The organism is Streptomyces tagetis, assembly GCF_018069565.1.
Lineage (GTDB): Bacteria > Actinomycetota > Actinomycetes > Streptomycetales > Streptomycetaceae > Streptomyces > Streptomyces tagetis.
Map to the genome: position 1 here is coordinate 1,164,694 of NZ_JAGPNL010000001.1, position 18,556 is coordinate 1,183,249.

An 18,556-nucleotide genomic window follows, 5' to 3' on the forward strand; every position below is an offset into this window, starting at 1 on the left:
CGCGTGCCGGGCGTGCCGGGCGTGTGCGGTGTGGGGGCGTGCCGGGCGTGTCGGGCCGGCGTCGGCGTGCGCCCCGCTCGGCGACACGGCCGCACGCCGGGCATGTCGCCGGGCATGTCGCCGGGCGTGGTGAGCGGCGGCCGGAGCAGTGAGCGGCGCCGGGAAGGGGTGAGCCGGAGGCGGGGTGCCGGCGCCGTCTCCGGACCGTCGCGGGCCCCGTCGCCGTCGGGCCAGGGCCATCAGGCGAGACGGTCCTGACGCGTCGCGTCCCATGTGCCTACGATCAGCCTCCGCATGGACACGATGACACTCTGGCACCTCACCCACTGGGAGTTCGCCGCCCTCGCCTTCGCCGCCCTCCTCGTCGGCTTCTCCAAGACCGCCGTGAGCGGCGCCAACACGGTGAGCCTGGCGATCTTCGCGGCGGTACTCCCGGCCCGCGCCTCCACCGGCATCCTGCTGCCGGTCCTGATCGCGGGCGACCTCCTGGCCGTCGCCACCTACCGGCGGCACGCGCACTGGCCCACCCTGTGGCGGCTCTTCCCGGCGGTCGGCGCCGGTGTCGTCGTCGGCACCGTCTTCCTGGTGTGGGCGGACGACGCGGCCGTACGGACGTCGATCGGCGCGATCCTGCTGCTGATGGCGGGCGTCACGGTGTGGCGCCGCCGCCGGACGGAGACGGCCGCGCGCCCCACGGAAGAGCCCGCCACCGAGCCCGCCACCGAGGCTCCCGCCGACCCCGCGACCTCCCGTTCCGCCCGCCTCAAGGCCCGCTCGTACGGCGTCCTCGGCGGTTTCACCACCATGGTCGCCAACGCGGGCGGCCCGGTGATGTCGCTGTACCTGCTCTCCGCGGGCTTCCGGAAACTGGGCTTCCTCGGCACCTCCGCCTTCTTCTTCCTGATCGTCAACGTCTCCAAGCTGCCCTTCAGCGCGGGCCTCGGCCTGATCGACGGCAACTCGCTGCTCCTTGACGCCGCGCTCGTGGTGTTCGTCGTGCCCGGCGCGTTTCTCGGCAAATGGGCTGTGAACCGCATCAACCAGCGCCTTTTCGAACAACTCGTGATCGGGGCCACCGTGGTCGGGGGCTTCCAGCTCCTGCTGCGCTGACGGCCCGTACGCTCGACGCCATGCCCCCGCACGTGCTGATCCTCGGCGGCACCACCGAGGCCCGCCGCCTCGCCGCGGCGCTGGCGGAGCGGCCCGGCGTCCGCGTCACCACCTCCCTCGCGGGCCGCGTCGGCACACCGGCCCCCCTCCCGGGCGAGGTACGCGTCGGCGGCTTCGGCGGCGCGGACGGACTCGCCGCCTGGCTCCGCGACCGGCGCGTCGACGCCCTGGTCGACGCCACCCACCCCTTCGCCGCGTCCATCACCGCGCACGCGAGTGCCGCCGCGGCGGCCACCGGCGTCCCCGCGGTGATCCTGCGCCGCCCCGGCTGGCGCCCCGGCCCCGGCGACCACTGGCACCCCGCCGGCTCCCTGGCCGACGCCGCCGCGCTGCTGCCCGCACTGGGCCGCCGGATCTTCCTCACCACCGGCCGCCTGGGCCTCGCCGCCTTCGCCCACCTGGACGGAGCGCACTTCCTGGCCCGCTCGGTGGAACCCCCCGAACCGCCCCTGCCACCGGACACGGAGATCCTGCTCGCGCGCGGCCCCTTCGACGTGGCCGGCGAGACCGCGCTCCTGCGCGCCCACCGCATCGACGTCCTGGTCACCAAGGACAGCGGCGGGGACGCCACCGCGGCCAAACTCACCGCGGCCCGCGCCCTCGCCCTGCCGGTCGTCGTCGTCCGCAGACCCCCGCCGCCCCCGGGCGCCCACGTGGTCCGCGACGTCCCCGCCGCGCTGGAACACCTGGCCCCGGTCCTGGGCGGCCCCTGACCCGCCGCAGGCGTCAGCCGTCAGCCGTCGCCGGGATGACGGCGCAACAGGTACGTGTCCATGATCCAGCCCTTGCGCTCCCGCGCCTCGGCGCGCAGCCGCTCGATCCGGGGCGCCGCCTCCGCGATCGGGCCGGAGACGAGGATCTCGTCCGGGGTGCCCAGGTAGGCGCCCCAGTAGATGTCGATGTCCTGGTCCGCGTAGTGCCGGAACGCCTGGTGCGCGTCGAGCATCACCACCACGTCGTCCACGCCCTCCGGAAGCCCCTCGGCGAGCCGCCGCCCGGTGGTGATCTGCACCGGCCGCGCCACCCGGTTCAGCCCGGTCCGGTGCCGGGCGACCAGCGAGGAGACGCTGCTGATGCCGGGCACCACGTCGTACGCGAACTCCACCGCGCCCCGCTCCAGCACCTCCTCCAGGATGCCCAGCGTGCTGTCGTACAGCGCCGGGTCGCCCCACACCAGGAACGCCCCGCTGCCGTCCTCGCCCACCTCCCCGGTGATCAGCCGTTCGTAGAGGTCCGCCCGCGCGCTGCGCCAGTCGCCGACGGCCGGGGAGTACGCCGCGCCGCCCGCGCCCCGGTCCCGCTCGGGATCGCGCACCTCGACCACGCGGTACGTCCCCTCCGGCACGTGCGTCTCCAGCATCTCCCGGCGCAACCGCACCAGGTCCGCCTTGGCCTCGCCCTTGTCCAGGACGAAGAACACGTCCGTGCTCCGCAGCGCGCGTACCGCCTGGAGGGTCAGTTGCTCGGGGTCGCCCGCGCCGATACCGATGACATGAATCTTCCGCACGCCCCGAGTCTGCCGTACGCCTCCGACACCGCCCGGGGCGGGCCGACCCGCCGGCCGTCAGCCCCGCAGCCGGGGCGCCCGCGCGCCCGCGTCCACCGTCTCGCCGCCCTCGACGTCCCCCGCGAGGCCCCGGGCCCACCGCGCGACGCCGCCGAGGTCCATCCCGTACGGGCGCTGCCGCGCCGGACCGGAACCGGCCCACTCCGTCACGGCCCCCGCGCCGCGCCGCAGCAGCCGGGCCCCGCCGACCGCGTTGCCGCGCGCCGCGTGCGTGAGGCCGACGGCGAGCTGGGCGAGCCCCCGCCACAGCTCCCGTTCGTCCGGAGGCCCGGACTTCCAGGCGTCCTCGAAGACCTCGTGCGCGTGGAACGGCTTGCCCTCGTCCAGCAGCCGCTGCGCCTCGGCCACCGTCCGCTCGGGGGGCCGCACCACGCCCTCGGGCTGCCGGGCGACGCCGTCGGCGCCGTACGGAAGCGGGCGCCCGAGCCCGTCCCGGGGCCGCGCGTTGCGCGCCCGCCCCTCGTCGTCGCGGTCCCGCGGGTCCACCGGCCGGTTCGAGGATGAGCTGTCCATGCCCCGATTGTCCCGCGCCGGCGCCCGCTTAGGCGCCACGGGGGGTGTGGGGTAAAGTGCTGTTCGCGTGATCGCGCGGCCCACCGCGCCACACGCACCGGGACGTGGCGCAGCTTGGTAGCGCACTTGACTGGGGGTCAAGGGGTCGCAGGTTCAAATCCTGTCGTCCCGACTTGCGAAAGTCGCGGATCAGGGCCGGTTCGGAGTAATCCGGACCGGCCCTCGCCCGTTCCTGGAGACCAGTTGGGGGACCGGCTTCCCCGACCGGCGTCAGTGGGGTGCCGCAGGCGTGCCGCCTCGATGGCGGTCCGCCGCTCCAGCGCGGGTCCCGGCCCTCGCTTCGTCCTGGCCCGTGCCGACGGTGCCGTCACCGGCCCCGGCGCTCCCCGGGCCGCCTCCGTTGTCAGTGCCGTCTGCCATGGTTCTGAGCATGTTCGACGGACTGCGGGACATCGACTGGGCGTCGATGGAGCACGCGTACGGCTCGGCCGAGGAGGTGCCGGCGTTGCTGCGGGCGCTGCGTTCCCCGGTCGCCGAGGAACGCCGCAAGGCCCTCGACCGCTTCTACGGCGCGGTCCACCATCAGGGCAGCGTGTATCCGCCCACGGCGGCGAGCCTGCCCTTCCTGTTCGAGCTGGCCGTCGACGCCGCCACGCCCGACCGGGCCGCCGTCGTCGCGCTGCTGGTCAGCATCGGCCGGGAGTCCCTGGAGTCGGGCTTCGAGGACGACGGCACCGAGATCGAGTACGACCCCCCGATGGGTTGTGGGCAGGCCGTCGCCTTCCTGCGCGAGCGGGGCGCGGAGTTCGCCGAACTCGCCCGCGACCCCGACCCGGCCGTGCGCCTGGCCGCGATCGGCGGGCTCGGGCTCTTCCTCGACGACGCCGACCGGGCCATCGCGGTCCTGCGCGAGCGGCTGGCCGCCGAACGCGGCATGACGGCACGGCTGCGCATCGTGGAGGCGGCGGCCACCCTGACCCTGCGCCTTCCGGCGGCCTCGCGACAGGTGGGGGACTGGCTCGCCGGGCTCGCCGCCGACCCCGCCCAGGACCCGGCGACCCGGCTCGCGGCCCTTGTCCAGCGAGCCCGCCGCGCCCCGGACGAGATCGGCGAGAACATCGTGCCCGCTGCCGTCGGGCTGCTCCGCGAGACCGCCCGCGCCATACCCGCGCGGCCGATCGCACCAGCCCCGAGCCGCGCGACGGCGCACCCGCACGAGGTCGCGCCCCAGATCGCCGCCGCCTTCGAGGATCTCGACCGGCACGCGCGCGTGTACGCACCGACCACGGCCCTGCTGCGTACGTTCCACGAAGCCCTGGGGGCCCGGGTCACCGAACGCACCGTGGTGCTGGCCGAGCAGTTGAGCAGCCCCGATCCCGGCTCGCGCCTGGACGCGGTCCGGATGAGCGGTGAGCTGATGCGCACCTGGCGCGGGGACCACACCCGGCTCCTCCTGCTGGTCACGGGCCAACTCACCACGGACGACCAGGAGATCGCCGCCGAGGCCGCGGCCGTCCTGGAGTCCTGCCACCCGATCGCCGCCCCGGCCCGGGAGGCACTCGCCGCGCACGTCGACGCCCAACGCGCGGCGCACGGCCCCGACGTATGGGCCGCACCCGACGCGCGGCTCCGCAGAAGCCACCAGGTGGCCGTCCGGGCCCTGGCACGCCTCGGCGACGCACACGCGCTGCCGAGCCTGCTGGCCGCGCTGGACAACGACGCCGACGCATGGCGTGCGATCCAGGTCGCGGGGCATCTGCCGCAGGCGGCGGACCGGTTGGTGCCCCGGCTCTGCGACCACCTGCGCCGGGTCGACCTCTCCCGTCAGTGGACCGAGATGAGCGCCAACGCGACCCTGTCCGCCCTCGCCGCGCTGGGCGACCCGGCCGCGGTTCCCGTGGTGGCGGACACGCTCGACGCCGCGGTGCGCCACGAGCGGCACGGGGTCACGCGATCGGCGCTGAAGGCACTGGGGGCGTTCGGACCGGCGGCGACCGGCGCACGGGACACGATCCGGTCGTTCACCACCGCCACGGACGCGCACGTACGGCCGGCCGCCGTCGCCGCGCTGTGGGCCGTCGACGGCGACCTGGCCGAGGTCATGCCGCTCCTGCTCGACCTCCTCGACGACCGCATCACCTTCCGGATCAGCGACGCGGCCGATCTGCTCGGAGAGATAGGCCCGCCCGCCTCCGCGGCACTGCCGCGCCTGCGGGACCTCCTGACGCACGACTACGAATGGGTGGGGGTGCCCTGCGCCGCCGCGCTCTGGGAGATCGGCGGCGAGCCTGAGGCACCGGCCGTCCTCGACGCCCTGCTCCCGGCCATGGCCCGGAACCCCGCGACGGCGAACCACGTCGTGGCCTGCCTGGACCGCATGGGCCCCCTCGCGGCACCGGCCCTGCCCCTGCTCCGCGAGCAACTGGCCCTGCCCCGGCGCGGCGGCAGGTTTGAAAACATCGACCACGACGAGGAACTCCAGCGAGCCGCCCGCGCTCTCATCGCCCGACTCGATCCCCCAACACCACCGGCGCCCGCCCCGCCAACCACCTGAGACCGCGCACCTGCGTCTCTGTTTTCGTGGTCGGACCGTCGGCATCCCCGTTTTGGCGGATTTCGCCCCGTGCGAGGCGCCTGCTGCTCCGGGGAGCGTGACGTCCGCGGGCAGCGGCGCTCACTCCGGTGCCGGCACCAGCCTCGGTACCGCCCGGACGTAGAGCAGCATGCCGATGACCTCGACCAGGGTCTGGGTGATCACCACGACCGCCGCCACGGCCAGGTCGTCGGGGAGGGCCAGGGCGAGGGGGAGGACGACCAGGGAGTTGCGGGTCGCGCCGGTGAAGACGATCGCCCGGCCGTCGCGGGGGGCCAGCCGGAAGGCGCGGGCCACCGCGACCCCGGCGAACGCCATCACCACCAGGAAGGCCACGTAGAACGGCACGACCGCGCCCACGTCGGCCAGACCGCCGCCGGTGTCCAGCTTGGGCACCTGGGAGGCCACCACCGCGAACAGGGTCGCGCACATCAGCGGCACCATCGCCGTGCCCAGGGCGTCGGCGGTCCGCTGCCCCGCCCGGCGCCGGGCGGCCCACGCCTGGGTCAGCCAGGCGAGCGCCAGCGGGATGACGATGAGGACGACGAACGCCTCGACGAACGGGCCGGCCTCCACCACGTCCGACAGCCCCGAGCCGAGGAACAGCAGCAGGTAGAGCGGGAGCAGGACCATCTGGGTGAGGAGCAGCAGCGGTGTCGCGGCGATCAGCCGCCGGCTGCCCCCGGCGAGCCCGGAGAAGACGATCACGTAGTCGATGCACGGGGCCAGCAGCACCAGCAGCACCCCGACGCGGACGGCCGGGTCACCGGGGAGGAAGGGGAACATCGCCGCGACCACCAGCGGCACCACCGCGAAGTTCACCACCAGCGCGGCGGCCAGGAACCGCCCGGCCCGCAGCGAGCGGAACAGTTCCGCCGCCGGCACCTGGAGGAACGTCACGTACAGCAGCGCGGCCAGCACCGGGTTGATCGCGTACTCCAGGCCGGGTCCGCCACCGGGAGCGAGCCGGCCGACCAGGCCGCCGGCCGCCAGCGCCCCGACGTAGAGGGCGACCTGATGGCGCTCCATGGCCGCGACCGTGGCCGCGACCGGGGCTGGGACCGGGCCGGATGACGACGACAACGGATGGGCTCCTCGTACGGGTACGGGTGACGGCGGGCGGGTGAGGGTGGACGGCGGTGGGACGGTGACCCTCGGCGTCCGGGCCGGCCGGAGGAGCCCGCCCGGCCGCGTCGTGCTCACGCCGTCGACGGTAGACGGGGTCGCCCGGGGCGCCGCCCACGGGGGTGCCCGGAGCGCCGTCAGAGACCCGGGCGGGGGTCGAAGCCGGTGTGGCCCATGCGCTTGGCCGACCACAGGCCGATGCGGTAGCCGATCCGGTTCTCCTCCAGGTACGGGTCGGCGCCCGTGATCTCGCCGATCTTCAGCAGCCGGTTGCGGAGGGTGTTGACGTGGACGTACAGCGTCGAGGCGGCTGCCGCCGGATTGGCGTTGTGCTCCAGGAACGCGTCCAGCGTCGCCACGAGCTGCGTGCGGTGGGTTCCGTCGTACTCCACCAGCGGGACGACGAAGTGCTGGACGAACGGCACCAGCCGCAGGCTCGGGACGGAGGCGAGCAGGGCCTCCAGGGTGTTGATGTCCCGGGCGTGGACCAGCCGCGCGCCGCCCCGGGCCGCCCGCAGCGCCTCCAGCGCCTCGGGGACGGCGCGGCTGAGCGCGCCCGCGTCGGGGGCGACGGAGATGCCGCAGTTCAGGTCGGTGGCGCGGATACGGTGCACCGCCGTGTCGGTGTGCGCGGTGAGCGCCATGACGACGTCGTCGAAGACGCCGACCGCCGCGCCGGTCTCCAGGGCGTCCCGGTGCACCCGCTCGTGGGCCTCCCGGGAGAACGCGGCCACCAGGACCGCGGTGCCCTCCAGCCCGCCCCGGGCGAGCAGCTCCTCGGTGGGCCGGACGCCGAGGGTGCCCGAGGCGCACCACTTCAGCAGCGCGCCCAGCTCGCGTTCGCGCAGGTCCCGTTCGCGTTCGGCCTCCCGCCAGTTGCTCACCCAGTCCACCAGGGTGCGGAACGGCTTGCCGGCCTCGATCGTCACCAGCGGCAGGGACGCCCGCCGGCAGGCGTCGAGGAGGGCCGGGGGCGGCTCGGCGAAGTGCTCGCCCAGGCCGAGGCCGAGCGCGGTGACCCGGCTGCGGCGCAGCAGCCGTACGTAGCCGCCGATGTCGTCCGCGGCGAGGACGGGCATGCCGACGGTGAGGATCAGCTCGTGGCCCTGGAGGTACGGGCTCGGGTCGTGCAGCTCGGTCGGGTACAGGTAGTGGACGGGCCGGTCCAGGTCGGCGGGGCCGACGCTGGTGCGCATGCCGAGCGACCGTTCGCCGACCAGGTCCCGCAGCGTGACCAGTCCGGCATGGGCGGTGTCGGATACCGGAGGCGTGTTCCCGGCCCCCTCGGGTGGCGGCACAACCATGTTCGTTCTCCCTGGCCAGGGCCTCGACGACCCGTGGGGCCGACCAGTCTGGCACATGCCGCCGACCCGGGGTCAGAGGCGCAGGACGAGGCGCTCGCCGGGTCGGGCCCGGGAGACGCAGATCATCATGGACCGCTGGGCGTCGCGTTCCGCCTCCGTGAGGAGGTCGTCGCGGTGCTCGGCGGCCCCGGAGACCAGTCCGGTCTCGCAGGTGCCGCAGAACCCGCTCTCGCACGAGTAGGCGACGTCCGGCAGGACCTCGCGGACCACGTCGAGGACGCTGCGGTCCGCCGGCACCTTCAGCACCTGGCCGCTCTCGGCCAGCTCCACCTCGAAGGCGCCGTCCTCCGTCGCGGCCGGGCGGGCCGGCGCCGCCGCGAACCGCTCGGTGTGCAGCACCAGGTCCGGCCGGCGGGCGCACAGCCCCGTCGCGTTCTCGATCATCGGCGCGGGTCCGCAGCAGTAGACGTGCGCGCCGTCGGGCAGCTCCGCGACCGCGGTCTCCAGGTCGGGCAGCCCGCGCTCGTCCTGGCAGACCACCTCGGCCCGGCCCTCGGGGAGCCGGGCCACCCGGTCCCCGAAGGCCATGGCGTCCCGGCTGCGGCCCCCGTACACCAGCCGCCACGAGGGGTGGCCGCGCGCGGCGAGGTGTTCGGCCATGGTCAGGATCGGGGTGACGCCGATACCGCCCGCGATCAGCAGGTGGTGATCGGCCTCGGCCAGCGCGAAGGTGTCGCGCGGCGCGGACACCTCCAGCACCGTGCCCACCCGCAGGGTGTCGTGGATCTCGCGGGAGCCGCCGCGCCCGGCGGCCACCCGGAGGACGGCCACCCGGTAGCGGTCGGCGCGGGCCGGATCGCCGCACAGCGAGTAGTGCCGGATCAGACCGGACGGGAGCCGGATCTCCAGGTGGGCGCCGGGGCCCCACGGGGGCAGGGGCGCCCCCGTGGGATCGGCGAACTCCAGGGAGACGATCTGATCGGCCTCGTAGCGGACCGAGGTCAGACGCAGTCTCACGGGCCTGGCCTCCGGGTCTTGAGGATGGTGTCCACGGCGAACTTGGTGGCCCGCCGGTAGTTGAGCGTGTAGATGTCTGCCGGGCAGGACACCTCCATGGCCTGGTCCGCGAGCGGCACCTCGTGCGGGCGCAGCCCCTCCAGGATCGGGGTGTCCTCGTTGAAGACGACCGTCTCCAGGGCGAGGATCTCGTCCGCGCTGCCGCCGGTGAAGTCCTGGTCGGTGGCGACCGCCCAGTAGATCACGCACTCGTCGTAGGAGACGGGCGAGGGGAAGTCCATCAGGTACCGCTTGCCGATCTCCGGCCCGAAGTCGTACAGGATCGTGGCGATGCCGGGCGCGTAGGAGTGGTAGTGCATCCAGGAGTCGCCCGCGCTGGAGAAGTCGGCGCCGGGCACCCGCGGGTAGTGGTACGAGGCCCGCACCTCCCGGCCCTCGCGCTCGACGGTCAGGTCGGGCACGACCGGGTTCACCTCGCCCATCGACTCCTCGTGGACGAACGGGAAGTGGGCCATGTCGCGGAAGTTCTCCGTCGCCGCCATGAAGCCGCACTTGGCCGGGATGGGCTGGGCAGCCCGCCACTCCAGGGTGAGGTCGGCGATCTCCGGCGGGTGCGGCAGGTCGAAGACCGGGTCCCCGAGACAGGTCCACACATGGCCGAACCGCTCCACGGCCGGGTAGCTGCGCACCGCCGCCTTCGGCGGTATGCGGCTCTCGCCGGCCAGGGACGGGATGTGCGAGCAGCCGCCGCTCGCCCCGTCGAACCGCCAGCCGTGGTACGGGCACTGCACCGAGGAGCCGATGACCTTGCCCATGGACAGGTCCGCGCCGCGGTGGACGCAGCGCCGGTCCAGCACGTGCGGGGTGCCGTCCTCCGCCCGGAAGACGACGAGCGGCTGGTCGAGGAGCTGGGCCGGCTGCGGGGTGCCGATGTCCTCGGAACGGGCGACCACGAACCACACGTGCCGGTAGGCCTCGCGCAGCGTCTCGGGATCGTACGTGGTGGTGCTCATCTGGATGGCTCTCCTGTTCAGGCGTGGTCTTCGGCCGCGGGCCGCGGCCGGGTGAGCGAACGGGGGGCGAGCCCCTGGGCCCGGACGTGCCGGGCGATCTCGTCGAGTCCGGCGATCCATACGTCGTCGTGCTCGCGGACCCGGGCGATGAAGTCGCGCAGGGCCGCGGCGCGGCCGGGCCGGCCGCTGAGGAAGGGGTGGTTGGTGAGAATCCACAGGCCGCCGCAGGCGCGCATCGCGTCCAGTTCGGCCTCCCACAGCTCGATCGCCTTGGCCGGCGTCTCGATCAGGCCGGTGCCGGAGAAGCCGGGTACGAAGCAGTACTGCTGCCAGTCGTCCAGCGCCCAGCTCACCGGCAGCTCCACCAGGGACCGGCCGTCGGTACCGACCGCCAGTTCGTAGGGGTGGTCGGCGTCCATGAGCGTGGAGTCGTAGAGGAAGCCGTATTCGTGCAGCAGGCCCGGGGTGCGCCAGTTCATCTCCCACATCGGGGCCCGGTAGCCGGACGGGCGGCGGCCGGTCAGCGACTCCAGCGCTTCCAGCCCGCGTTCCAGGTAGTCGCGTTCGGTCCGCTCGTCCACCCCGACCAGCGATTCGTGCAGATAGCCGTGGTGGGCGATGTCGTGACCGCCGTCGGCGACCGCCCGTACCGCGCCGGGGTGGCGGTGCGCCGTGTACCCGGGCACGAAGAAGGTGGCGGGCACCTGGAGGCCGTCCAGGATGTCCAGCAGCCGGGGCACCCCGACCAGCGGCCCATACGCCTGGTGGGACATGACGCCCATCCGGTCGGCGAGGGACGGGTCGGTGGACAGCAGGGGGGACTCGGCGTCCACGTCGAACGTGAACGCCACCGCGCAGCGCGCGCCGCCCGGCCAGGTGACCGGAACCGCCGGGGTGATCTCCGTCATGAGCCGACCGCCTTCGCGTAGAGGGAGAGGAATTCCCAGGTGACGTTGGCCGCGGCCACCGCCGTGATCTCGGCGTGGTCGTAGGCCGGGGAGACCTCGACGACGTCGGCGCCGACGACGGTGAGACCGGACAGGCTGCGGATCACCTGGAGCAGCTCCCGGCTGGTCATGCCGCCGGCCTCGGGGGTGCCGGTGCCGGGGGCGTGGGCCGGGTCGAGGACGTCGATGTCGACCGAGACGTAGACCGGGGCGTCGCCGACCCTGCGGTGGACGCGCTCGATGACCGGGCCGATGCCGTGCGTCTCGATGTCCCGGCAGTGCACGGTGGTGAAACCGAGCCGTTCGTCGTCCGCGAAGTCGGCCGGGTCGTAGACCGAGCCGCGGATGCCGATGTGGCAACTGCGCTCCGGCAGCAGCAGGTTCTCCTCGAAGGCGCGGCGGAAGGGGGTGCCGTGGGTCAGCTCCGCGCCGTAGTACGCGTCCCAGGTGTCCAGGTGGGCGTCGAAGTGGACGAGGGCGACCGGCCCGTGCACCGCGTGCACCGCGCGCAGCGCCGGCAGGGCCACCGAGTGGTCGCCGCCGAGGACGACCAGCCGGGTCCCGGCCGTGGCCAGCCGGGTCAGCGACTCCTCGATCTGGCTGATCGCGGCCCCGATGTCGAACGGGTTGCACGGCACGTCGCCGGCGTCGGCGGCCTGGCACACCTCGAACGGCTTGACGTTCAGCGCCGGGTTGTAGCCGCGGATCAGCCGGGACGCCGAGCGGATGGCGGAGGGGCCGAACCGGGCGCCGGGACGGTAGGTGACGGCACTGTCGAAGGGCACCCCGACCACGGCGATGTCGGCGTGGCCGACGTCCTCCAGCCGGGGCAGGCGGGCGAAGGTGGACCAGCCGGCGTACCTGGGCAGGACGGTGGGGTCCTCGGGTGGGACGGGAGACGAGGTGGTCACGTGTCTGCTTCCTAGGTTCGGGTGCGGAGGTGTCCGCCGTTGACGTTGATGCTCTGGCCGACGGCCGCCGCGAGCCGCCCGTCGGCCAGGACCGCGACGGTGGCCGCGACCTGGTCGGGGGTGCCGAGCCGGCCGGTGGGCACGGACCGGCCCGGATGCTCGCGGAGCGTCGCGGTGTCCGTGCCGAGCCCGGCCGCGTCGCACTCCAGCCACTCCCCGTCGACCAGTCCGGGGATGACCGCGTTGACCCCGACGCCGAGCGGGCCGAGATCGCGGGTGAGGGTCTTGGTGAGCGCGACGATCCCCCCGGCTGCCGTGGCGACCGCCGCGAGTCCCGGCCCGCCCACGTGCCACATCGACGCGGTCAGCACGATCCGGCCGCCCCCGTCGCGGGCCAGGTACGGGGCGGCGGCACCGGCGAAGAGGAACGAACCGGTGAGGGTGTCGTCGACGTGCGCCCAGAACTCCTCGGGCCCGAGGGCGGTGAGCGGCGCCCGGTGCGGCCGGGCGTGGCAGACGGCGAGGACGTCCAGGCGGCCGAGGAGGCCGGCGGCCCGCCCGACGGCGTCCCGGACCGCGTCCGGGTCCGCGGGGGCGGCGGACACCGTCCCCTCCAGGGGCCCGGTGTCCCCGGGGGCGGACCCCGGGCGGTGGTGGCCGACGACCCGGACGCCGTCGGCGCCGAGCCGGCGGGCCACCGCCGCGCCCAGTTCCGTGTCGACGCCCGTGACGAGGGCGGCTCGTGTGGTGGACATCGTCAGATCACCGTCCCGCTGTTGACCGGCAGTACCTCGCCGTGGGTGTGGACGTCGTCCTCGACCAGGTGCCGGACCAGTTCGGCCACCTCGAAGGGCTGCGCGATCCGGCCGGCCGGCAGCCCGGACACGTACTCCTCCCGCCGCTCCCAGGAGTCGGCCGGCAGCAGCGGCGTGTCGCAGGGGCCGGGGGCCACGGCGTTGACCAGCACCCCCGTGCCGGCCACCTCGGCGGCGACGCTGCGCAGCAGGCTCAGCGCCGCCGCCTTCGCCGCCGCGTAGTGGGCGTCGTTGTGCCCGCCGCCGACGGCGCGCTCGGAGGCGATGCCGACGAAGCGGCCCGAACCGCGCTCCGTCATCCGGGGAAGCGTCCCCTGCGCCAGGTGGAGCAGCCCGCCGACGTGGACCCGGAGCATCCGGTGCCAGCGCTCGGGGCTGATCTCCAGGGCGGGGATCTCCTCGTAGTGGCCGGCGCAGGCCACCGCGGCGTGCACCGGGCCGAGGGCCCGATCGATCCCGGCGAGGGCGTCGGCCATGGCCCGCGGGTCGGACACGTCGGCGACCGCGGAGTGGTCGGCGTCGGCCGCGGGCTCCAGGGCGATGGAGGCGACGGTCCAGCCCCGTTCGCGCAGCCGGTGGGCGACGGCGGCGCCGATGCCGCTCGCGGCGCCGGTGACGATGGAGGTCCGGGTGCTCATACGGGCTGCCTCTCCGGGTCGGTGTCGTCCTGCTCGGCCTGTTCGGCGGGTCCGTCGTCGTCGCTGAGGGTCATCCGGTCCCGGCGCGAGCGCAGGACGAACACGCCGGCCACGACGAGGGCGCCCATCGCCACGAAGAAGGCCCAGTTGAGGTACCAGTGCTCGGAGACGGTGCGCGGCCAGACGATGTTGGTGAACTCGAAACCGGCCCAGAGCGCGGCGAGCACCGCCACCGGGGTGCCGAACCGGCCGAGGTTCCAGGGACCGGGCGTCCAGCGGCCGGTGAGCCGCGCGATGACGCTGCCGACCAGCGGGAAGAGGAAGGCCAGGTAGTAGCCGCCCGCGGTGAAGGTGACCAGGACCGAGTAGATGTCGGTCGCGGAGACCAGGTAGACGAACATGCCCACCACGGCGGTCACCAGGATGGCGACGACGGGCTGCGCCTGGGAGACGGTCAGCCGGGACAGGTGGCGCGAGGCGGGCAGCGCGTTGTCGCGGGCGAAGGACCAGATCACCCGGGACGCCGACGCCTGGAGCGCGAGGAAACTGGCGAGGAAGCCGATCACGAACATCAGCAGCACCGGCCGCACCGCCGCCGGGCCGAGCGCGCTCTCCAGCACGTAGTAGACCGGGTCGCCGACCTCACCGGAGGTGATGGCGTCGAAGTCGGGAACGGCCAGGGTCACCGAAAGGGAGGCGAAGGCGATGACGAAGGCGATGAACAGAATGGAGAAGATCATGGCCTTGGGAACGCTGCGCCTGGGGTCCTTGACCTCCTCGGCTATCGCGCCCGCGCTCTCGAATCCGAGCAGCGACCAGCCGGTGAACGCGAGCGCCGCGAGGAACGGCCCCACGAGGTACGACATCGACCAGCCCGAGGTGAGATCGGCGCCGTGGAACAGCACGCTGAAATCCTGGTGGCGGTGGAAGAGCAGCAGATAGACACCGAGGCCCACGGAACCGACGATCTCGGCGGCGATGCTCGCCATCATCAGCGCCTTGAGCAGCCCCCGGCCCCGCACGTTGGCGAACGAGCCGAGCATCAGCACCCCGGCCGCGATCAGGCTCTGCTGCACGGCCGTCGGCGAGTCCAGCCCGGCGGCCTGGGCCACGAAACCGGCCCCGGCGTAGGCGACCGTCGCCATGATGATGACCAGCGCCCACATGTAGACCCAGCCGGCCATCCAGCCGACCGCGTCGTTGAACAGCCGTCTGCTCCACTGGTACACGGACCCCTCCAGGGGCCAGCGGGAGACCAGTTCGGCGAAGGCGAGGGCGACGAGGAGCTGACCGCAGCCGACGGCCACGAACGTCCACCAGAATCCCGGGCCCGCCGTGGACAGCGACAGCCCGTAGATTCCGTACATGGCGACGATGGGTGAAATGAAGGCGAACGCGAACGCGAACGACGACCACATCGTGAATTCCCGGCGCAACGCTCTCGGAGCGTCGCTTCCGTTTCCTGGCATCTCCACCTCCGTGCAATTTCCGGGGATTATCAGCAGCCTTTTCCGGCCATAACAACGGCCGGGGCGGCAACCGGTGGGAACGCACAGCGGGGACGTGCCGGGGTTGTGGGCGGGCCCACTCTCGGGGGGCGACGTCTTGCGGAAAGCGGCGGGGCACGGGCCATCCGGAACCGACGGTTCAACCGCGGGCCGCGGGGCGGGGGCTCGCCGGGTGGGGGCGGGACAGCGGGTCCCGGCGTTCGGCGGGGGACGGTGCGGTGCGGTGGGTCCGGCCGTCAGCCTGCGCCGTGGGGGGCGCGCAGCGCCGCGCGCAGGAGGGCGGCGGTCTCCGGGTGGGGGCCCTTGTCGGCCCATTCGAGGGCGGTCAGCCCCGTGCCGTGGTCCTCCCGCCGGCGAGGGTCGGCGCCGTGGTCGAGCAGGGCGCGTACGGCCTCGGTGTACCCCCAGCAGGCGGCCCCGCACGGGGGGAGGCCCTCGGAGCCGGTGCCGCTCTCGGTGTCGGGCGAGGCGCCCGCCGCCAGCAGGAGCCGGACGGTCTCCGCGTCCCCCTGCACCGCCGCCTGGTAGAGCGGCGTCGTGCCGTCCGCGTCCGCCGTCTCGGCCGGGGCGCCGGACCGCAGCAGCGCGCGGACCCGGGCGGACTCGCCGAGCAGCGCGGCCGACACGAGCCGCGCCGACAGCTTCTCGCGCCGCCGTCTGTTCACGCGCCGAGACTACCGGTGCCCCGGTCAGCTCCGGACCGGACCGGACCGGAGCGGGCCGGGGCCAGGCCGCCGGGTCAGGGTCTGACGAGGAGTTCGAAGTCGAAGGAGTAGAGCGAGGCGCGGTAGACGTGGGTGCCGTACTCCACCGGACGGCCCGTGACGTCGTAGGCCGTGCGGCGCATCGTCAGCAGGGCCGCGCCCTCCTTCTCGTCGAGGCGTCTGCCCTCCTCGCGGGTGGCCGAGCGGGCGCCGACGGTCTGGCGGGCGCTGTGCAGGGTGATGCCGGCCGCGCGCAGCAGCCGGTAGAGACCGGTCGACTCCAGCCGGGTGTCTTCCGCGTCGAGCAGGCCGGACGGCAGGTAGTTGCAGAGCAGCGCCACCGGCCGGCCGTGGGTCAGGCGCAGCCGCTCCAGCACCGTCACCTCCGTGCCCTCCGCGAGCCCGAGGGCCGCCGCCGGCCCGGCCGGTGCCGGTACGGACTCCTGCCGCACCAGTCGCGTCGCCGGGGCCTGCCCGGCCGCCTCCAGGTCGTCGTAGAGGCTGCTCAGTTCCAGCGGGCGGCGGACCCGGCTGTGCACCACCTGGGTGCCCACCCCGCGGCGGCGCACCAGGAGCCCCTTGTCGACCAGGGACTGGATGGCCTGGCGGACGGTCGGCCGGGACAGGCCGAGCCGCACCGACAGGTCGACCTCGTTGCCCAGGAGGTTGCCCGGGGCGAGGATGCCGCGTTCGATGGCGTCCTCCAGTTGCCGGGCGAGCTGGTGGTAGAGCGGCACCGGGCTCGCCCGGTCCAGGGTGAAGTCGAGCGAGCCGAGCGCGGGGGCGGTCGCGGCGCGTGCGGAGCCGCCGTTCTTCGCCATGGACGTACCTCCCACTGGGAACGGACGGGGACTCAGAGGTGGCGGCGGCGGTCCGCGACCGCCCGCTCGTAGCGCGCGCGGGCCCCGGTCGCGGCCTCGCGGGCGGAGACCTCGGCCACCGGCACGTCCCACCACGCCTCGGCCGGCGGGGCCGTCGGCGCCGGGTCGGTCTCGACGTACACGCACACCGGACGGTCCATCGCTCGGGCCTCGCGCAGCGCCGCGCGCAGTTCGCCGGTGGTCCGGGCGCGCAGCACCGTCATCCCGAGGCTGGCCGCGTTGGCGGCGAGGTCGACGGGGAGCGGGGCTCCGGTGAAGCCGCCGTCGCCCGAGCGGTGGCGGTAGTCGGTGCCGAAGCGTTCGGCGCCGACCGCCTCGGAGAGGCCGCCGATGGAGGCGTAGCCGTGGTTCTGGATCAGGACCATCTTCACCGGCAGTTCCTCCTGGACCGCGGTGACGATCTCGGTCGGGTTCATCAGGTACGTGCCGTCGCCGACCAGCGCCCACACGGGGGTGCCGGGCGCGGCCTGCTGCACGCCGAGCGCGGCCGGGATCTCGTAGCCCATGCAGGAGTAGCCGTACTCCAGGTGGTACTGGCGCGGGGAGCGGGCCCGCCACAGCTTGTGCAGGTCGCCGGGGAGCGAGCCGGCCGCGTTGATCACCACGTCCTCGTCGCCGACCACCTCGTCCAGCGCGCCGAGCACCTGCGTCTGGGTCGGCACCGCGCCGTCGTCGCCGGCGCGCAGGGCGGCCTCGGCCACCGCGTCCCAGCGCTCCTTGCCGGCCCGGTACTCCTCGGCGTACGCGGGCGCCACCCGGTGCCCGGACAGCTCCCGGGCGAGCGCGGTCAGGCCCGCCCGCGCGTCGCAGACCAGGGTGCGGGCGGCGAGCTTGTGGGCGTCGAAGGCGGTGATGTTGAGGTTGAGGAACCGCACCCCGGGGTGCTGGAAGAGGGTGCCGGAGGCGGTGGTGAAGTCGGTGTACCGGGTGCCGACGCCGATCACGAGGTCGGCGGTGCGCGCCAGGTCGTCGCTGACGGCGGTGCCGGTGTGGCCGATGCCGCCCAGGTCGGCCGGGTGGTCGTGGCGCAGGGAGCCCTTGCCGGCCTGGGTGGAGGCGACCGGGATGCCGGTGGCGTCCACCAGCGCCCGCAGCGCCTCCTCCGCCTCGCTGTGGTGGACGCCGCCGCCCGCGACGATCAGGGGGCGCTCCGCGGCCCGGATCGCCCGGACCGCGTCGGCCAGTTCCGCCGGGTCCGGTTCGGGGCGCCGTACGCGCCAGACGCGCTCGGCGAAGAACTCCCGCGGCCAGTCGTACGCCTCGGCCTGCACGTCCTGCGGGAGGGCGAGGGTGACGGCGCCGGTCTCGGCCGGGTCGGTGAGGACCCGGACGGCCTGGAGCGCGGAGGCGATCAGCGCCTCGGGGCGGGTGACGCGGTCGAAGTACCGGGAGACCGGCCGCAGGGTGTCGTTGACGGAGACGTCGCCCGCGCCGGGGTGCTCCAGTTGCTGGAGGAGCGGGTCGGCGGCGTGGGAGGCGAAGTAGTCGCCGGGCAGCAGCAGGACCGGGAGGCGGTTGATGGTGGCGAGGGCGGCGCCGGTGACGAGGTTGGTGGCGCCGGGGCCGATGGACGTCGTGACCGCCTGCGCGGAGAGCCGGTTGAGCTGGCGGGCGTGGCCGACGGCCGCGTGCACCATGGCCTGTTCGTTGCGGCCCTGGTGGAACGGCATCAGGTCGGCGTACTCGACGAGGGCCTGGCCGAGTCCGGCCACGTTGCCGTGGCCGAAGATGCCCCAGGTGCCGGTGATCAGCCGGTGGCGTACGCCGTCGCGCTCGGTGTACTGGGCGGCGAGGAAGCGCACCAGGGCCTGGGCGGTGGTCAGCCGGTGGGTGGGCTCGGGCATGGGGGA

17 protein-coding genes and 1 tRNA gene are annotated in these 18,556 nt (G+C 74.3%); 4 read left to right on the forward strand and 14 right to left on the reverse strand.

Features of this window, described 5'->3' with window-relative positions:
• Positions 1 to 294: 294 nt before the first annotated feature.
• Both J5Y05_RS05000 and J5Y05_RS05005 read left to right on the forward strand, forming a co-directional pair.
• Positions 295 to 1,110, forward strand: a complete 816-nt coding sequence (locus J5Y05_RS05000; protein WP_210868506.1) for a sulfite exporter TauE/SafE family protein — start codon at positions 295 to 297, stop codon at positions 1,108 to 1,110.
• A gap of 20 nt (positions 1,111 to 1,130) precedes the next feature.
• Entirely contained in the window at positions 1,131 to 1,883 is a 753-nt protein-coding gene (locus tag J5Y05_RS05005) for a cobalt-precorrin-6A reductase (RefSeq protein ID WP_210868507.1), read from the forward strand.
• 20 nt (positions 1,884 to 1,903) lie between these two features.
• Here J5Y05_RS05005 and cobF read toward each other — a convergent pair whose 3' ends face one another.
• Both cobF and J5Y05_RS05015 read right to left on the reverse strand, forming a co-directional pair.
• Entirely contained in the window at positions 1,904 to 2,677 is a 774-nt protein-coding gene (cobF, locus tag J5Y05_RS05010; protein ID WP_210868508.1) for a precorrin-6A synthase (deacetylating), read from the reverse strand.
• Between the two features lie 57 nt (positions 2,678 to 2,734).
• Positions 2,735 to 3,250, reverse strand: coding sequence for a DUF309 domain-containing protein (locus tag J5Y05_RS05015; RefSeq protein ID WP_210868509.1), 516 nt, complete (start codon positions 3,248 to 3,250; stop codon positions 2,735 to 2,737).
• 98 nt (positions 3,251 to 3,348) lie between these two features.
• Between J5Y05_RS05015 and J5Y05_RS05020 the strand changes: the two genes are divergently transcribed.
• Both J5Y05_RS05020 and J5Y05_RS05025 read left to right on the forward strand, forming a co-directional pair.
• Positions 3,349 to 3,422: transfer RNA gene (locus J5Y05_RS05020), tRNA-Pro, on the forward strand.
• 258 nt (positions 3,423 to 3,680) lie between these two features.
• Positions 3,681 to 5,804: a HEAT repeat domain-containing protein gene (locus J5Y05_RS05025; RefSeq protein ID WP_247614036.1), complete on the forward strand. Its 2,124-nt coding sequence runs from the start codon at positions 3,681 to 3,683 to the stop codon at positions 5,802 to 5,804.
• Positions 5,805 to 5,924: 120 nt separating this feature from the next.
• Here the strand turns inward: J5Y05_RS05025 and J5Y05_RS05030 are convergent, their stop codons facing one another.
• The 12 genes from J5Y05_RS05030 to iolD form a co-directional block, all read right to left on the reverse strand.
• A complete protein-coding gene (locus tag J5Y05_RS05030) occupies positions 5,925 to 6,872 on the reverse strand; it encodes an arsenic resistance protein (protein ID WP_210868511.1) in 948 nt (315 codons plus the stop codon).
• A gap of 233 nt (positions 6,873 to 7,105) precedes the next feature.
• Complete coding sequence (locus tag J5Y05_RS05035) at positions 7,106 to 8,272, reverse strand: helix-turn-helix domain-containing protein (protein ID WP_210868512.1); 1,167 nt, start codon at positions 8,270 to 8,272, stop codon at positions 7,106 to 7,108.
• A 72-nt stretch (positions 8,273 to 8,344) separates the two neighbouring features.
• On the reverse strand, positions 8,345 to 9,289 hold the full coding sequence (locus J5Y05_RS05040; RefSeq protein ID WP_210868513.1) for a PDR/VanB family oxidoreductase: 945 nt from the start codon (positions 9,287 to 9,289) through the stop codon (positions 8,345 to 8,347).
• Positions 9,286 to 10,302, reverse strand: a complete 1,017-nt coding sequence (locus tag J5Y05_RS05045; protein WP_210868514.1) for a Rieske 2Fe-2S domain-containing protein — start codon at positions 10,300 to 10,302, stop codon at positions 9,286 to 9,288. The genes J5Y05_RS05040 and J5Y05_RS05045 overlap by 4 nt, the downstream gene beginning before the upstream one ends.
• A 17-nt stretch (positions 10,303 to 10,319) precedes the next feature.
• Complete coding sequence (locus J5Y05_RS05050) at positions 10,320 to 11,210, reverse strand: polysaccharide deacetylase family protein (RefSeq protein WP_210868515.1); 891 nt, start codon at positions 11,208 to 11,210, stop codon at positions 10,320 to 10,322.
• Positions 11,207 to 12,160, reverse strand: coding sequence for an agmatinase (gene speB / locus J5Y05_RS05055; protein ID WP_210868516.1), 954 nt, complete (start codon positions 12,158 to 12,160; stop codon positions 11,207 to 11,209). The genes J5Y05_RS05050 and speB overlap by 4 nt, the downstream gene beginning before the upstream one ends.
• 11 nt (positions 12,161 to 12,171) lie before the next feature.
• Positions 12,172 to 12,915: an SDR family NAD(P)-dependent oxidoreductase gene (locus J5Y05_RS05060; protein ID WP_210868517.1), complete on the reverse strand. Its 744-nt coding sequence runs from the start codon at positions 12,913 to 12,915 to the stop codon at positions 12,172 to 12,174.
• Positions 12,916 to 12,917: 2 nt separating this feature from the next.
• On the reverse strand, positions 12,918 to 13,613 hold the full coding sequence (locus J5Y05_RS05065) for an SDR family NAD(P)-dependent oxidoreductase (RefSeq protein ID WP_210868518.1): 696 nt from the start codon (positions 13,611 to 13,613) through the stop codon (positions 12,918 to 12,920).
• Entirely contained in the window at positions 13,610 to 15,031 is a 1,422-nt protein-coding gene (locus tag J5Y05_RS05070) for an APC family permease (RefSeq protein WP_210868519.1), read from the reverse strand. The genes J5Y05_RS05065 and J5Y05_RS05070 overlap by 4 nt, the downstream gene beginning before the upstream one ends.
• A 326-nt stretch (positions 15,032 to 15,357) precedes the next feature.
• Positions 15,358 to 15,786, reverse strand: coding sequence for an ankyrin repeat domain-containing protein (locus J5Y05_RS05075; RefSeq protein ID WP_210868520.1), 429 nt, complete (start codon positions 15,784 to 15,786; stop codon positions 15,358 to 15,360).
• Between the two features lie 74 nt (positions 15,787 to 15,860).
• Positions 15,861 to 16,646 (reverse strand): GntR family transcriptional regulator, encoded by a 786-nt coding sequence (locus tag J5Y05_RS05080; protein WP_210868521.1) that lies wholly within the window; start codon positions 16,644 to 16,646, stop codon positions 15,861 to 15,863.
• A 32-nt stretch (positions 16,647 to 16,678) separates the two neighbouring features.
• Positions 16,679 to 18,550 (reverse strand): 3D-(3,5/4)-trihydroxycyclohexane-1,2-dione acylhydrolase (decyclizing), encoded by a 1,872-nt coding sequence (iolD, locus tag J5Y05_RS05085; RefSeq protein WP_210868522.1) that lies wholly within the window; start codon positions 18,548 to 18,550, stop codon positions 16,679 to 16,681.
• Positions 18,551 to 18,556: the final 6 nt, after the last annotated feature.

Coding starts and splice junctions, on each gene's coding strand:
- iolD (WP_210868522.1), bottom strand. CDS start 18,550: ATGCCCGAGCCCACCCACCGGCTGACCACCGCCCAGGCCCTGGTGCGC.
- J5Y05_RS05030 (WP_210868511.1), bottom strand. CDS start 6,872: ATGGAGCGCCATCAGGTCGCCCTCTACGTCGGGGCGCTGGCGGCCGGC.
- J5Y05_RS05080 (WP_210868521.1), bottom strand. CDS start 16,646: ATGGCGAAGAACGGCGGCTCCGCACGCGCCGCGACCGCCCCCGCGCTC.
- J5Y05_RS05005 (WP_210868507.1), top strand. CDS start 1,131: ATGCCCCCGCACGTGCTGATCCTCGGCGGCACCACCGAGGCCCGCCGC.
- J5Y05_RS05045 (WP_210868514.1), bottom strand. CDS start 10,302: ATGAGCACCACCACGTACGATCCCGAGACGCTGCGCGAGGCCTACCGG.
- J5Y05_RS05035 (WP_210868512.1), bottom strand. CDS start 8,272: ATGGTTGTGCCGCCACCCGAGGGGGCCGGGAACACGCCTCCGGTATCC.
- J5Y05_RS05050 (WP_210868515.1), bottom strand. CDS start 11,210: ATGACGGAGATCACCCCGGCGGTTCCGGTCACCTGGCCGGGCGGCGCG.
- J5Y05_RS05065 (WP_210868518.1), bottom strand. CDS start 13,613: ATGAGCACCCGGACCTCCATCGTCACCGGCGCCGCGAGCGGCATCGGC.
- J5Y05_RS05015 (WP_210868509.1), bottom strand. CDS start 3,250: ATGGACAGCTCATCCTCGAACCGGCCGGTGGACCCGCGGGACCGCGAC.
- J5Y05_RS05060 (WP_210868517.1), bottom strand. CDS start 12,915: ATGTCCACCACACGAGCCGCCCTCGTCACGGGCGTCGACACGGAACTG.
- J5Y05_RS05000 (WP_210868506.1), top strand. CDS start 295: ATGGACACGATGACACTCTGGCACCTCACCCACTGGGAGTTCGCCGCC.
- J5Y05_RS05070 (WP_210868519.1), bottom strand. CDS start 15,031: ATGTGGTCGTCGTTCGCGTTCGCGTTCGCCTTCATTTCACCCATCGTC.
- J5Y05_RS05025 (WP_247614036.1), top strand. CDS start 3,681: ATGTTCGACGGACTGCGGGACATCGACTGGGCGTCGATGGAGCACGCG.